This is a genomic window from Hymenobacter siberiensis, from assembly GCF_018967865.2.
GTDB lineage: Bacteria > Bacteroidota > Bacteroidia > Cytophagales > Hymenobacteraceae > Hymenobacter > Hymenobacter siberiensis.
Map to the genome: position 1 here is coordinate 709,746 of NZ_JAHLZY020000001.1, position 13,674 is coordinate 723,419.

At 61.5% G+C, this 13,674-nt stretch carries 12 protein-coding genes; 6 read left to right on the forward strand and 6 right to left on the reverse strand.

The features are described 5' to 3' along the window. Positions 1-206: 206 nt before the first annotated feature. The 3 genes from KQ659_RS03035 to KQ659_RS21730 all read left to right on the forward strand — a co-directional run bounded on the left by KQ659_RS03035 (position 207) and on the right by KQ659_RS21730 (position 3,383). On the forward strand, positions 207-1,814 hold the full coding sequence (locus KQ659_RS03035; protein ID WP_216678853.1) for an Rne/Rng family ribonuclease: 1,608 nt from the start codon (positions 207-209) through the stop codon (positions 1,812-1,814). 148 nt (positions 1,815-1,962) lie between these two features. Next, on the forward strand, positions 1,963-2,190 hold the full coding sequence (locus KQ659_RS03040) for an IS4/Tn5 family transposase DNA-binding protein (protein ID WP_216678852.1): 228 nt from the start codon (positions 1,963-1,965) through the stop codon (positions 2,188-2,190). 596 nt (positions 2,191-2,786) lie between these two features. Further along, entirely contained in the window at positions 2,787-3,383 is a 597-nt protein-coding gene (locus KQ659_RS21730) for an IS4 family transposase (protein WP_216685365.1), read from the forward strand. 61 nt (positions 3,384-3,444) lie between these two features. Here KQ659_RS21730 and KQ659_RS03050 read toward each other — a convergent pair whose 3' ends face one another. Then, positions 3,445-4,152 carry a porin family protein gene (locus KQ659_RS03050; protein WP_216685364.1) on the reverse strand — a complete coding sequence of 236 codons (708 nt, stop codon included), beginning with the start codon at positions 4,150-4,152 and terminating at the stop codon, positions 3,445-3,447. A 79-nt stretch (positions 4,153-4,231) separates the two neighbouring features. Between KQ659_RS03050 and gldB the strand changes: the two genes are divergently transcribed. Together gldB and KQ659_RS03060 are read left to right on the forward strand one after the other, a co-directional pair. Continuing rightward, the gene (gene gldB, locus KQ659_RS03055; protein WP_216685363.1) at positions 4,232-5,254 is read left to right on the forward strand and encodes a gliding motility lipoprotein GldB; all 1,023 of its coding nucleotides are present in this window, start codon (positions 4,232-4,234) and stop codon (positions 5,252-5,254) included. A 93-nt stretch (positions 5,255-5,347) separates the two neighbouring features. Beyond that, on the forward strand, positions 5,348-6,553 hold the full coding sequence (locus KQ659_RS03060) for a glycosyltransferase family 4 protein (protein ID WP_216690310.1): 1,206 nt from the start codon (positions 5,348-5,350) through the stop codon (positions 6,551-6,553). Positions 6,554-6,824: 271 nt separating this feature from the next. Here the strand turns inward: KQ659_RS03060 and nth are convergent, their stop codons facing one another. The 3 genes from nth to KQ659_RS03075 form a co-directional block, all read right to left on the reverse strand. Then, complete coding sequence (gene nth / locus KQ659_RS03065) at positions 6,825-7,502, reverse strand: endonuclease III (protein ID WP_216678847.1); 678 nt, start codon at positions 7,500-7,502, stop codon at positions 6,825-6,827. Between the two features lie 379 nt (positions 7,503-7,881). Further along, positions 7,882-8,520 carry an RNA polymerase sigma factor gene (locus KQ659_RS03070; protein WP_216678846.1) on the reverse strand — a complete coding sequence of 213 codons (639 nt, stop codon included), beginning with the start codon at positions 8,518-8,520 and terminating at the stop codon, positions 7,882-7,884. 298 nt (positions 8,521-8,818) lie between these two features. After that, positions 8,819-9,223: a hypothetical protein gene (locus tag KQ659_RS03075; RefSeq protein WP_216690309.1), complete on the reverse strand. Its 405-nt coding sequence runs from the start codon at positions 9,221-9,223 to the stop codon at positions 8,819-8,821. Positions 9,224-9,352: 129 nt separating this feature from the next. Here KQ659_RS03075 and KQ659_RS03080 point away from each other — a divergent pair, with 129 nt between their 5' ends. Next, a complete protein-coding gene (locus KQ659_RS03080) occupies positions 9,353-10,627 on the forward strand; it encodes an MFS transporter (protein WP_216685361.1) in 1,275 nt (424 codons plus the stop codon). Positions 10,628-10,631: 4 nt separating this feature from the next. Here KQ659_RS03080 and KQ659_RS03085 read toward each other — a convergent pair whose 3' ends face one another. Beyond that, on the reverse strand, positions 10,632-11,270 hold the full coding sequence (locus KQ659_RS03085) for a nucleotidyltransferase family protein (RefSeq protein WP_216678843.1): 639 nt from the start codon (positions 11,268-11,270) through the stop codon (positions 10,632-10,634). 70 nt (positions 11,271-11,340) lie between these two features. Beyond that, positions 11,341-13,674: a xanthine dehydrogenase family protein molybdopterin-binding subunit gene (locus tag KQ659_RS03090; protein WP_216678842.1), complete on the reverse strand. Its 2,334-nt coding sequence runs from the start codon at positions 13,672-13,674 to the stop codon at positions 11,341-11,343.

Sequence of the window (13,674 nt, forward strand, 5' to 3'; positions counted from 1 at the left end):
GGGCGTAGCGGCGGCCGGCAGATTTCCTAACGGGAAGGGAGCCAGCAGCCTATCTCTCACGTAGCCTCCCGAGTGGGGCCGCGCCAGATGCTTTTCCTGTGGCTCGCGAGGGAAGCCAGAACCGTTAGGTTCTGGCTTCCCTTTGCCGGTTTCGGGGTAGGCCTATAGCGGCATTACCGGCAGGTTACTTTAACTATATCAAGGCTTTGAGTAATGAATTAGTCATTAATTCTACTCAGGAAGGCGAGCGAATAGCGTTGTTGCAGGACAAGCGGCTGATTGAATACCACTTCGACCGCAACGACACCAACTACTCAGTAGGCGACATCTTCCTGGGCACCGTGAAAAAGGTGATGCCCGGCCTGAACGCAGCTTTCGTAGACATTGGCTACGAAAAAGACGCGTTTTTGCACTACGGCGACCTCGGCGAGCAATTCCCTTCGTTCACGAAGTGGGCCCGCACGGTACAGAGCGGCCGGGCGCCCAGCGCCGGGCTGGAAAAATTCACGTTTGAACCCGTCCTCGAAAAAGTGGGGAAGGCGGAAAGTGTATTTAAGAAAGGGCAGCAAATCGTTGTCCAGATTATCAAGGAGCCGATTTCCACCAAAGGCCCCCGGGTGAGCACCGACATTTCGATGGCCGGGCGCTATCTCGTGCTGATGCCGTTCTCAAACACCATCAGCGTCAGTAAGAAAATTGTGAGTAAAGCTGAGCGGGACCGCCTCAAGCGGCTCATCGCCAGTATTAAGCCCGAAAATTTCGGCGTCATCATCCGCACCGTGGCGGAGGGACGTGAAGTGGCCGAGCTCGATAAGGACATGCAGGATATGGTGGCGAAGTGGGAGCAGCTGTACAGCACGCTGCGCACCGCCAAGCCCAACGACAAGGTGCTCGGCGAGCTGGGCCGCACCTCGTCGATGGTGCGGGATATGCTGAACGAGTCGTTCGACAGCATTACCGTGGATGCTCCGGCGATGTACGATGAGATGCGGGACTACCTGCAAAAAATCGCACCGGACCGGCTGGGGCTGCTGAAGCTGCACAACTCAAAAATCAAGATTTTTGAGCAAACCGGCATTGAGAAGCAACTGAAAACGCTGTTCGGCAAAACCGTGACTGTGCCCGGCGGCGGCTACCTCGTGATTGAGCACACCGAAGCTCTGCACGTTATCGACGTGAACTCGGGTAGCAAGAGTAACCAGGAGAACGACCAGGAAGCTACCGCGCTGATGATTAATATGCTGGCGGCCAAAGAAGTGGCCCGTCAGCTGCGCCTGCGCGACATGGGCGGCATCATCGTGGTCGATTTCATTGACATGCGCTCGGGCGAAAGCCGTAAGAAGGTAGAAGACGCCGTGCGCGACGTGATGAAGCTCGACAAGGCAAAGTACACCGTGCTGCCCATCACCAAGTTTGGCTTGCTGCAGATTACCCGTCAGCGGGTGCGGCCGGCCGAGAACATCGTGACCGGCGAGGTGTGCCCCACCTGCGGCGGCACGGGCAAAATTTCGGCCTCCATCCAGGTGACGGACGACATCGACAACAGCATTGACGACCTGCTGGTGAACCAGAACCAGTCGGGCATCACGCTGTCGGTGCACCCGTTCCTGTATGCCTATTACACCAAAGGCCTGATTTCGCGCCAGATGAAGTGGTATCTCAAGTACTACAAATGGGTGAAAGTGGTGAATGACAGCAGCTTGGGCCTCACCGACTACCGCATCGAAGACGAGCGGGGCGAGGAAATCCAGCTGCGTTCGTCGGCCGCCGCCATGAGCCGTTTGCAGGACCGTGAGGTGGAAATAGTGGACTAACGAAGGTTGTTTCGGCCACAATACGAATCAATAAAAAGCCCCAGCCTCGTTAGAAGCCTTGTCCTTACCCACATCTTCCAAAAAGCGCCGGCCAGTAGGCCGGCGTTTTTTTATGGGGCCTTGTGGGGGGTGGGTAGTAGCTTGCGGGATGAGTATTTCGACGCATTTCTGCGACCCGCAGTGGTGGGCCCAGACGCATTTTGGGGGCACGGTATTGGGCGACGTGCGGCGCAGCCGGCGGGTCGTGACGCTGGCCGCCGGCTGGGCGCGGCAGCCCGGGGCGAGCATTCCGCAGCTGAGCGCCGGACAGGCCGGGGCCAGCAAAGCGGCGTACCGCTTGCTGGGGAGTGTAACGGCCACGCCCGAGGCACTCTAGGGGCTGCACCAGGCCGTGGTTCGCCAGGCGTTGCAGGTGCCGGGAACCTACCTGCTGGTGGAAGACACGACCGAGCTGAGCTGGCCCGAAACCGCCGCGCGCCGCCCCGGCCTGGGGCCGGTCGGGCCGGGCAAGGCCACGAGCCAGGGCGTGCTGCTGCATTCACCCGGCCGCCAAACGGCCCGCGTCGCCGCTGCTGGGCCTCCTGGACCAGCAGTATCACGTCCGGCAGCCCGTGTCGGCAGCCGAAAAAGACCATCCCCCCGGCGGCTCGCGCCTGCGCCAGGGCCGCGTGCGGGAGTCGGCCCTCTGGTCCCGGAGCCTGCGCCAGGTGGGCCGCCCGCCGGCGGGCACGCGCTGGGTGGTGGTGGCCGACCGCGGGGCCGACATCTACGAGCACTTGCAGCAGTGCCAGGCCCAGGGCCTGGGCTTCGTGGTGCGCGCCGCCCAGGACCGGGCCCTGGTGGCCGGCCCCGGGGAAGCACCCGCCAGACGGCTCTTCGCCCTGGCACGGGCCCAGCCGTCGGCGGGCCAGTTTCCCTTGGCCTTGCGCGGCCGGCCGGGCCAGGCGGCGCGCGCGCGCGGTCGCGCTGCAAGTGAGTTTCAGCCCCCCGCTGGCCCTGCGCGCGCCCCAGGGGCCGGGGGCCGCCACGGGCAAAGGGGACCCGATTCCCTGCGCCGTGGTGCGGGTCTGGGAAGCCGCCGAAGCTGATTCGGCCACGCCGGGCCTGGAATGGCTGCTGCTCTGCGACCAGCCCGTCACGGACTTCGCCCAGGCCCAGGCATGCGCCCGCCAGTACGTGAGCCGCTGGCTCATCGAGGACTTTCACAAAGCCCTGAAAACGGGCTTGGGGGCCGAAAAACTCCAACTCCAAACCGCCGAGCGGCTGTTTGCCGCCGTGGCCCTGCTCAGCGTCGTGGCCCTGGCTTTGGTGGATATGCGCGAAAAAAGCCGCCTCCAACCCGACTTGCCGGCGACGGCCGCGGGGCTGGAGGCGACTTTTTTGCGGGTGCTCGCCCTGCGCAGCCACCGACCGGTGCAGACCGTGCGCGACGTGTATGATGCCCTTTGCGGCCACCTGGGCCGCAAAGGCGATGGACCGCCCGGCTGGCAAACCCTCTGGCGCGGCCTGATGAGCTTGCGCCTACTCGTCGAAGGCGTCCGGCTCGCCACTCAACTCGACCAGCCCTGAGATGTGGGTAAGGACAAGGCCTCGTTAGAAGCTGGGGCTTTTTGCTGGCGGTTGCGAATACTTAGAACTTGATGCCCAAGTCTAACGCGAAGCCACTGTTTTTAATGGTAACGTCTTTGAATTTCCGCGTGCTTTCGAAATAATTGTCGATGTCGACCAAACCACGGTGGTAGCTAAGGCCGGCGAAAAGTTTGGTGCTTTTGCCCAATTGATATTCTGCACCAGCACCCGCCAAAGCGTCAGCATCGAAAAACTTGACGTAATCGCCGGCCTTGACACTGGTATTGTTGCTTGGGTCAATGTAGAATTTTTCGCCATTGATGCGGGTGCCAATGGGAACATTCAGTGAGCCGCCGACTTGGAAATAGAGCCGGGTGGCAGGGGCTATTTCATTAGTGAACAACTTCACACTAAGGGGAAGCTCGAGGTATTGCGTGCTTATTTTCAGTGAGTTCGTGAAATTCAGCCCATTTCCACCCCCAGTAGAGTTTTTGGTTTCGTTATATGCAATGGTGCCGCCTTTACCGGTTAGTAGTAAGCCTGTACTAAAGGCATAGTTTTCACCGAAGAAATAATCAACCACTAACCCGCCTCCGAAGCTAAGCTTGCTGCCATCGCTGGTGAAGTTGTTGCCAACTGCCGTGCTGGTGGGTGAATCGGCCCGCAGGCTGGTGATGGAGGGCGAAATTTTCAGGCCAATTTCGACCTGGGCCGAGGCGCTGCCAATGGTAGCGGCGAGGGTGAAAAGCGCGAGCAGTAGTTTTTTCATAGGGGTTTATCGTTCCATTGCTGCTGGCAACAGCCGGCAGCCAACAGGTTTTGGCTAATTTTACCTCAAAGTAACGTGCGTGAATACGAATAATTTTGCCTGGCGGCGCTGGCTGCCCATATTTTTAGGAGCCGGCCTCAGCCTTGGCGGTTGCAAAAGCGGTCCGGCCGAAGGCTGCCGTCCCGATGCGGCCGAGGATGCGGCGGCCGTATCTGTGCAGATACAACGGCTGGAGCCGGCTTTTTTCCAGCTGAAGACGCCCGCGCAGGCGCAGCAGTTTATGGATGCCAACCCGGCCTTTGCGCGCTACTACTTGCAGCGGCAGCCGGCCACGGAAAAAGAGCTGGAAGGCACTCTGGTACAGCTTGCTACCAACCCGGCCTTGCAGCAGGTGGGCCGCGAAACGGCCGCCGCCTTCCCCGATAGCGCCGCCTTGCGCCACGACCTGGGCGAGATGTTCCGGCGGGTGCATTATTACTTTCCCGATTTCCGGGTGCCGCCCACGGTGACGTACGTCAGCGGCTTTTTGGCGAAGGATATCTACGTGAATGACAGCCTGCTGGTGATGAGCCTGGACTGGTTTATCGGCCCCAAGGCCAGCAAGCGACCCGACCTGCCGCAGTACATGCTGCGCCGCTATACGCCGGCCGGCCTTATGCCGGTGCTGGCCCAGGATGTGGCCAGCAAGTACAACAAGCACGAGCTAACCGCCAATAGCATGCTTGATGCGATGGTGCATGCCGGCAAGTCGCTCTACTTTGCCAGTCTGGTGCTGCCCTGCACCCCCGACTCGGTGCTGATGGGCTATACCCGGCGCGAGATGCTGGGCCTCGATGCGAACGAAGGCCGGGTGTGGGCTCATTTTCTGGAAAAGAATCTGCTGTACACCACCACGCCGTTCCTGCTCCAGAAATACGTGGGTGAGCGGCCCAACGTGCCCGAAATCGACAAAACCTGTCCCGGCCGCGTGGGCCAGTGGGTGGGCCTGCAAATTATCAGAAAGTACGTAGCCGAGCATCCCGACGTGACGCTGGGCCGCCTAATGTCCGAGAAGAATGCCCAGCGTATCCTCAACGACTCGCACTACCGGCCCAAGCGGTGAGGTTGTGAAATGGTGAGGTGGTGAGTTTGAAGCGCTGAACGCCCAGATAAAACATCAAACTCACCACCTCACCATTTCACCATCTCACCGCCTATGCACATCGCCGTTTTCAGTCAGTACCACACCAACCCCGACTGCCCGGCTACCAGCCGGCACTATGCGCTGCTGTCCCACATTGCCAAAATGCACCGGGTAACGCTGCTGACCACCCCCGCATGGAAAGGGCAGCGGTTGACGCAGGAATTTCCCTGGGTGCCCGAAGGGGTGGAGATTCGTGAAGCTGAAGTGCGGTATGATAATAAAATGGGCCCGGCCCGGCGGGCGCTGGCCTTTGGGCACTATGCGGCGTGGGCCGTGCGCGAGGGGCTACGGATTGATAAGCCGGACGTGATTTGGGGTATCAGCACGCCGCTGACTGCTGCCTGGGCGGCGGCGCAGGTGGCGCGCTGGCGGCGGGTGCCGTGGGTGTTCGAGGTGCAGGATTTGTGGCCCGCCTTTCCTATTGCGATGGGGGCGGTGCCCACGCCAGTGGCCCGGCAGCAGCTTTATCAGCTGGAAAAGCGGCTGTATAAAAGTGCCCGGCACATCCTGCCGCTCTCGCCCGATATGGCGCGCTACGTAACCGATTTGGGTATTCCGGCCGCCAAAGTCACCACCGTGCTCAATGGCACCGACCTGGAGCTGGCAGACCGCGCTACGCCCGCCGCCGTGCAGCTGCTGCGGCAGGAGCAGGGCCTGGCCGGCAAGCGCGTGGTGCTATACGCGGGCACATTTGGGCGGGCCAATGATATTCCAACGCTGGTAGCGGCGGCCGAAACGATGGTGGCGGCCGATGCGGAAGTGGTCTGGCTGTTTCTGGGCCACGGGTTTTTCGAGGCGCTGCTTGCGGCGGCGGCGGTGCGGTGGCCGGGGCGCATCAGGCTGGTGCGGGGGCAGGCACGCCACGAGGTATTCCGTTGGTTTGCGCTGGCCGATGTTTCGGTGGTTTCGTTCCTGGGTTTGCCGGTGCTGGATTCCAATTCGCCGGCGAAGCTGTACGACTCATTGGCTGTGGGCACGCCGGTAGTGGTAACTAACGCGGGTTGGACCAAAGCGCTGGTGGAGCAGCATGCCTGCGGCTGGTACGTGCCGGCCGGTGATGCCCCGGCGCTGGCCGCGCAGCTCCAAACGCTGCTGTACCAGCCGGAAACCCTGGCGCAGGCTGGTGCCAATGGCCGTGCGCTCGCCCGGCAGGCGTTTGACCGCCAGCGCATGGCCGCCCAGATACAGCAAATAATGGAGCAGGTGGCAGTGCGATAAAGTAATGTCCTGACAGCATTGAGTTAAACCAACGTTGGTTTGTGCCGCGTAATGCAACGGAGTTGTTTAGAAAGTCACAAAAGGTGCTCAAACGGTCATGCAGCGCGCAGCGAAGCATCTTGCTCGCCTCGTTGAACGGGCCTGACGATGCGAGCAAGATGCTTCGCTGCGCGCTGCATGACCATTCGGGGACTTTCTAAACAGCTTCCACACTTGTACCCGCTTGTGCCAAAAACCATTTGGCGCTTGCTGTAGCGCCGTAAGGTTGGCGTTACGCCGAAGCCTTTGGCTGCTTGGCCAGGGGCTTGACGAAGGTTTTCTCGAAATATGCGCAGCTGGCCGAAAGCGGACATATTTCGCATTTCGGCGAGCGGGCTACGCAGATGTAGCGGCCGTGCAGAATCAGCCAGTGGTGGGCTTTGGCAATAAGCTCCTCGGGGATGTAGCGCACCAGCGCCTTCTCCACGGCCAGGGGCGTGGTGGCCGTTTTGGGCACGAGGCCTAGGCGGTGCGACACCCGGAAAACGTGGGTGTCAACGGCCATTGCCGGCTGGTTGTAGATGACGGAAACCACCACGTTGGCCGTTTTGCGGCCCACGCCGGGCAGGCGTTGAAGCTCCTCGATTATACTCGGTACTTCGCCGCCGAAATCTTCGGTGAGCATGCGGCCCAGGCCGGCCAGGTGCTTGGCCTTGTTGTTCGGGTAGGAAACGCTGCGGATGAAAGGGAAAATATCATCGGCGGTGGCCGCGCCGAGGTGCGCGGCGGTGGGGTATTCGGCCAGCAGCGCGGGCATTACCAGGTTCACGCGCTTGTCGGTGCATTGGGCACTCAGCACCACGGCCACAATTAACTCGTAGGGATTGCCGTAGGCCAGCTCAGTTTTGGGCTCCGGAAAATTGGTGGTGAAGTAGTCGAGAAAGAAGCGAAACCGATTGGCGCGAGTCATGCGGTGGGAGAGTAGGGGAGGCCACAAAAGTAGGGTGGTTGCAATTACTTGCTCTCGGCTGTGATGCTGATGCAGTGAAGCATCTTATCACGCCAGAACAAGCCGTTCCTACGCGATAAGGTGCTTCACTGCGTTCAGCATGACAGACGTAAAGTGCCTAACTCCGCCAGCGCGGAATATGCAGCGGCCGCCACAAGAAGTTGAAGGGGCTCAGGACCTGCTCAAGAAAGTGCGCGAGTAGCGCAAAATGGCCTCGGAGGTTTCGGGCCGGGGTTCGCGACGTACACCGTCGAGCGCCCGCTGGGCCAAAAGGAGGTCGGCGCAGCTCGCGGCCAAGTCCGGGTCGTGCTGCAATGCCTCCTCTACCTCGCGCTGCCTTTCAACCGGCAATTCGTTGTACACATACTGAAGTAGTGTCGAATGGGGTAAGGTTTGAATCATAGTGATGCAGAGAATTTGCGGTCATCTTTTTCCGCAGGTTTATCAGCGCGTAGCGCATCCGGCCCAGCGCCGTGTTGATGCTCACGCCGGTGGCGTTGGCAATCTCCTGGAAGCTCATATCGCCGTAATGGCGCATTAGCAACACCTCCTTCTGGGCAGCGGGCAGCTCCTGGATTAACGCCCGGAGGCGGCTGTGGGTTTCTTCGCGGGCGAGAATATCGTCCGGGCCGTCGTCGGCAATGGTTAGTGTATTATTTAACCGTTCGTTATCGGTGAGGCTGATGTGGGGCACGCGCTTGCCACGCCGGAACGAGTCGATGGCCAGGTTGTGTGCGATGCGGCAAATCCAGGGCGCAAACTTGCCCTCCTCGTTGTAGCGGCCACTTTTCATGGTGTGGATGGCCTTGATAAACGTGTCCTGTAATAGGTCCTCAGCCATGTCCTCGTCGCGCACGATGAGGAGGATGGTCGTGAACACACGACTGCGATGCCGCTCGAGGAGGATAGCGAAAGCGGATTCCTGGCCGGCCAGGTAGAGCGAGATGAGCGCGGAGTCGCTCGGTTGCATGAGGTCCATAAAGGGCTACGGAATAGGAGAACGTAGAGCTTTATGCCATAGTATGCAGTTACCGAGAAAAAAACTGGGAGCGACGGGCGGTGGTAGGTTTTACCCAGCTAGAATCAGACCAAATGTAGAGAAATAGAATCCACTTACGCAATAGCCTTTGGTGGAAAAATGCCGCAATCTTTTTGAGAATCTGGCGCAACCTTCCTCAAAACTTCATCTAAGCCGTTTTTCAGGGAAATTACCTAGGCGTTTTTCTGAAAAAAGTTTCCGAAGCAGGTAAGATAATTCGGGCTGCCTGTGAAGCAGTTCATTGGGCAAGCCAACGGTAGGCGGCGGCTTCTTCGGTAAACAGGGCCGTTTGGTAGCCCTGCCCGGGGTGCGAGGCGGAGCTGAGGGCGGCGGCGGAGCTGGCCGTTTGCTCGATGGCGGCACGCAGGGGTGAAATGAGGAAGGCTATGCGAACGGGCGCGGGATAGCGGTTCAGGAGCTGAGGGAAGAGCTCGGTGTTAATCCAGCTGGTGAGGGCGGGGCTGGCCAGCTCTTCGCGGCGGCGCAGGTCAAGTAGCCAGCGCCAGCAGCCGAGGGCATCGCCGGCGGCGAGAATACCGAGGTAGCCGTGCTGGAGCTCGGATTCGGTTATTTCGCGCTGCCAGCGGGCCACCACGGCGGGCAAGTCGGGGCGGGGTGTTATTTCCAGGCCAAAATCTTGCATAAGCGGAGCGGGAAGTAGGATGAGCGTTGGGTTGCAAGGTAGGCGAAATGGGGTGGCAAAACTAACCGGCGACGGCAAGGCAGGGCTACCTTTGCCGCTGGCCGCTGCACAGGCGGTTTTTGTGCTCTTATGCTGCCATCTGCTGATTCTTCGCCGGCCCACGACCCGTACGCGGCACTGCGCGTCCCTGATTTTCGCCGCCTGGTATCGGCCCGCACCCTGCTCACGGTGGCCACGCGCATCCAGGGCCTGGTAGTGAGTTGGCAAATATTCAAGCTCACCAATAATCCGCTGGCGCTGGGGCTGATTGGCCTATCGGAGGCCATTCCGAGCATTGTGGTTTCGTTGTATGCCGGGTACGTGGCCGACTCGATGCGCCGCAAAAACATTGTGGTGGTGGCGCTTGCGGTGCTGGTGCTGTGCGCGGCGGCGCTGGCGGGCTTCGCCAGTCCTTACGGCATTCACTGGCTGGCGAAGGACTCGCTGTACACGCTGCCGCTGTACGGGGTGATTTTCGTGAGCGGGCTGGCGCGGGGCTTCATGGGGCCGGCGCTGTTCTCCTTCATGCCGCAGCTATTGCCCGACCGGGCGCTGCTGCCCAACGCCATTACTTGGAACAGCACCACTTACCAGGGCTCGGCGGTGCTGGGGCCGGCCATTGGCGGCTACCTGATTGCGGCCGTGGGCGTGACCAATTCCTACGTGGTGAGCACGGTGCTGCTGGCGCTGGCGCTGTTCCAGTTTGTGCGCATTGCCAACCGGCCGCTGCCGCCCATGGAAGGCGAGCGGCTGAACCTGAAGGACAGCGTGCTGAGTGGGCTGCGCTTTATTTTCGGCAACCAGCTGGTGCTGGCGGCGTTGTCGCTGGATATGTTTGCGGTGCTGTTTGGGGGGGCGGTGGCGCTGCTGCCGGTGTTTGCGTCGGATATTCTGAACGTGGGCGCCAAGGGCTTCGGGCAGCTGGAAGCGGCTCCGGCCATTGGCTCGGTGCTGATGGCAGTTGCGTTGACCTACTTCCCGTTGAAGCGGCGGGCCGGGCGCAAGCTGCTGTGGGCGGTGGCGGGCTTCGGGCTGGCCACCATCGGCTTCGCCTTGTCGAAAAACTTCTACCTGTCGCTGTTTTTGCTGTTCCTGACCGGCGTGTTCGATTCCGTGTCGGTGATTGTGCGCTCCACGCTCATCCACATTTACACCCCAGAGTATATGAAAGGCCGGGTGTCAGCCGTGAATAACATCTTCATCGGCTCCAGCAACGAGATTGGAGCTTTTGAGAGTGGCACGGCGGCCAAGTTGCTGGGTACGGTGCGTTCGGTGGTTTTTGGGGGGCTGATGACGCTACTGGTAGTGGCCATCACGACCTGGAAGGCCGATAAGCTGCGCAAGCTGGAATCGGGTACGAAATAAGAAATTACGGCTGACGAGGCTGGGTTTCCAGCAAAGCCGCGTACTGCTCTGGCGTGTCCACATCGAGCAAACCGGCCGGAAACAACACCCGCTCCACGGCCGCGCCCCAGCTGGCAATGAGCCGCCCGGCCCCTTGTTGCCCTTGCAGCTGAAGCAAGTCCGGTAGCATGGTTTGGGCGAAAACGGCGGGCACGCCCAGCGTATCGCCATAAGCCGCCGCCACGATGGGGGCTTGCGTTTGCTGTTGCCGGGCCATCAATTCCCGCAGCAGCTCCGGCGTCACCAAGGGCTGGTCGCTGAGCATGATGAGCACGGCGGCAGGCCGGGTATCGGCAATGGCGGCCAGGCCGGTGCGGATGGACGAAGCCATGCCGGTTTCCCAATCGGGGTTGTGAATGGCCTGAATGGGCAGGCCCGAAATTTCGGCTACCAGGGCTTCGTGCAGCGCCCCGGTCACCAGCACAAGGGGCGTACAGCCGCTGGCCACGGCCGTTTCGGCCGCGTGGCGCAGGAGGGTGCGGCCGTGGTAGAGCAGGAGCTGCTTGGGCTGGCCCATGCGACTGGAAGACCCGGCGGCCAGAAGCAGCAACGCCACCGGCTCGGCGATGGGAGCGGTGGCGCTGGAGGGGGGCGGCGTTTGCATCGGGCTTGTTTTTGAATAAATCAGAACGTCATGCTTCGACAAGCTCAGCATGACGTTCTTGAGTAGCCTCTTAAACGGCCTTCGTGCCCAGGATTTTATCGGGCGTAATGGGCAGGTCGCGCACGCGCTTGCCGGTGGCGTGGAACACGGCGTTGGCCACGGCGGCCGATACGCCCACCATCGAAATCTCGCCGATGCCCTTCACGCCCATGGCGTTGATGAAGGGGTCGTGCTCGTCGATAAACTCCACGGTCATGTCCGGAATGTCGGCATTCACGGGGATGTGGTACTCGGCCAGGTCGGCATTGGTGTAGCGGGCGTAGTGCGGGTCGCGGGCGGTGGCCTCCATCAGGGCCGCGCCAATGCCGAAGATGCTGCCGCCGATAATCTGGCTGCGGGCCGTTTTGGCATTCAGGATGCGGCCGGCGGCGTGCACGCTCACCCAGCGCTTCACGTGCACGGTGCCCAGGTCGGGGTCGACGTGTACTTCGCAGAAATGCGCCCCGAAGGAGTGCATGGAGTGCTTCGCCGCCTCTTCCTTGTGGGCATCGCCGGCAGCGGCGGTGCTTTGGCTGGCTTCGTAGCCCGCGCCGTACTTGCCCTGGCCGCTGCCTTCGATATCGTCCATGCCGGCCCGCTTCATCAGAGCTCTGAAGTCCTCGCCTTTTGAGGGGTTGGCCTTCAGCTGAAGACGGCCTTTTTCCATCACCACCTCTTCCGGCTTGGCCTTGAAAAGCGGGGATTTGGGGTCTTTAATAGCCACTTTAGTCAGTCGCTCCCACACGTCCTGCGCCGCCATGTACACGGACGACGACACGGTGCCCGCTGCCACCGAACCGCCCGAGTTGGGCGCGGTGGGCAGCTTGGTATCACCCAGCTCGAAGCGGATTTTCTCGGGCGGCAGGCCCAATGAGTCGGCCGCAACCTGCGTCATCACGGTGTAGGTGCCGGTGCCCAGGTCGGTGGCTCCGCTTTGTACCACGGCGTGGCCGTCGGCGTAGAGGCGCACGCGGGCGGTGCCCTGTGAGTTGTGCACCGGGTAGCTGGCCGTGGCCATGCCCCAGCCCACCAGGGTACGGCCGTCGCGTGTGGCGCCGGCTTTGGGGTTGCGCTTGCTCCAGCCGAAGAGCTCGGCCCCGCGGGCGTAGCACTCGCGCAGGCCCTTGCTGCTCCAGTCCTGGCCGGTGCTAGGGTCTTTTTCGGCGTAGTTCCGCAGGCGGATTTCAATGGGGTCGATGCCGAGCTTGTAAGCCAGGTCGTCCATCAGGCACTCGATGGCGAAGGAGCCGGGCGCCTCGCCGGGGGCCCGGGTGAAGGTGGAGGTCATCACGTTGGCGCGGCCCAGCTCGTAGTGCGATTCAAAGGTGGGGCACTCGTACAGCATGTTGATGATTTTACTGTTCGACTCGGTATAGTTGTCCCAGGGCGAGGTGGTGGCTGTTTTCTCGTGAATGAGGGCCAGCAGCTTGCCGTCCTGAGTGGCTCCGGCGCTCAGCGTTTGGGTCTGGTCTTCGCGGTGGCCCATGCTCGTGAACTGCTGCTGGCGTGTGAGCACCAGCTTCACGGGCCGGCCCAATGCTTTGGCAGCCTGCACCGTGAGCACGGTGTGCGGCCAGCAAGAGCCTTTGCAGCCAAAGCCCCCGCCCAGGTATTTGGTGATAACCCGCACCTGGTCCTGCGGCAAACCCAGCATGGTGGACAGCGCCTTTTGCGTGCGCGTCACGCCCTGGGTCGACTCGTACACCGTGAGGCGGTCGGACGCTTCCCAGATGGCGGTGGTCGCGCCCGGCTCCATGGGGTTGTGGTGGTTGATGGCGTGAGTGTACACGGCTGTCATTTTCACCGGAGCGCTGGCCATGGCGGCGCGGGCATCGCCGCGCCGGGTGTAGCCGTCGGCCTTACCGTCCTGAATTTTCTCAGGGTTGAAAAGCTGAGCTTTGGAGTCGGTATAGGCGGCAATAGGCTGCTCGGCGGCGTAGGTCACGCGCACCAGGCGGGCGGCGTGGGTGGCCCGCTCGAAGGTATCGGCTACCACCAAGGCCACCGGCTGGCCGGCGTAGTGAATTACGTCCGAGGTCATCGGCATGAAGCCCATGGGCGCACCGATGGCCTTTTTGCCCTCGGGGTCGTTGGGCGTTCGGGCCAGCTTGGGCAGGTTCTCGTGGGTGTAGATGGCCAGCACGCCCGGCTCTTTCTGCGCCGCGCTGGTATCGATGCGCTGGATGCGGCCCTTGGCGATGTCGCTGGTTTTGAGCACGCCGTAGGTGAGGCCGGGCAGCGGGTATTCGGCCGAATACTTGGCCCGGCCCATCACCTTATCGCGCCCGTCCACGCGGTCGAGCGGCTTGCCCACCACGCCGGGCTTGGGGGAGGTTTCGAAGAAAGCGGGTTCGTTCTCGTACAT

Coding starts and splice junctions, on each gene's coding strand:
- KQ659_RS03075 (WP_216690309.1), bottom strand. CDS start 9,223: ATGCAAGATTTTGGCCTGGAAATAACACCCCGCCCCGACTTGCCCGCC.
- KQ659_RS03040 (WP_216678852.1), top strand. CDS start 1,963: ATGAGTATTTCGACGCATTTCTGCGACCCGCAGTGGTGGGCCCAGACG.
- KQ659_RS03085 (WP_216678843.1), bottom strand. CDS start 11,270: ATGCAAACGCCGCCCCCCTCCAGCGCCACCGCTCCCATCGCCGAGCCG.
- KQ659_RS03050 (WP_216685364.1), bottom strand. CDS start 4,152: ATGAAAAAACTACTGCTCGCGCTTTTCACCCTCGCCGCTACCATTGGC.
- KQ659_RS03070 (WP_216678846.1), bottom strand. CDS start 8,520: ATGGACCTCATGCAACCGAGCGACTCCGCGCTCATCTCGCTCTACCTG.
- KQ659_RS03060 (WP_216690310.1), top strand. CDS start 5,348: ATGCACATCGCCGTTTTCAGTCAGTACCACACCAACCCCGACTGCCCG.
- KQ659_RS03090 (WP_216678842.1), bottom strand. CDS start 13,674: ATGTACGAGAACGAACCCGCTTTCTTCGAAACCTCCCCCAAGCCCGGC.
- nth (WP_216678847.1), bottom strand. CDS start 7,502: ATGACTCGCGCCAATCGGTTTCGCTTCTTTCTCGACTACTTCACCACC.
- KQ659_RS03080 (WP_216685361.1), top strand. CDS start 9,353: ATGCTGCCATCTGCTGATTCTTCGCCGGCCCACGACCCGTACGCGGCA.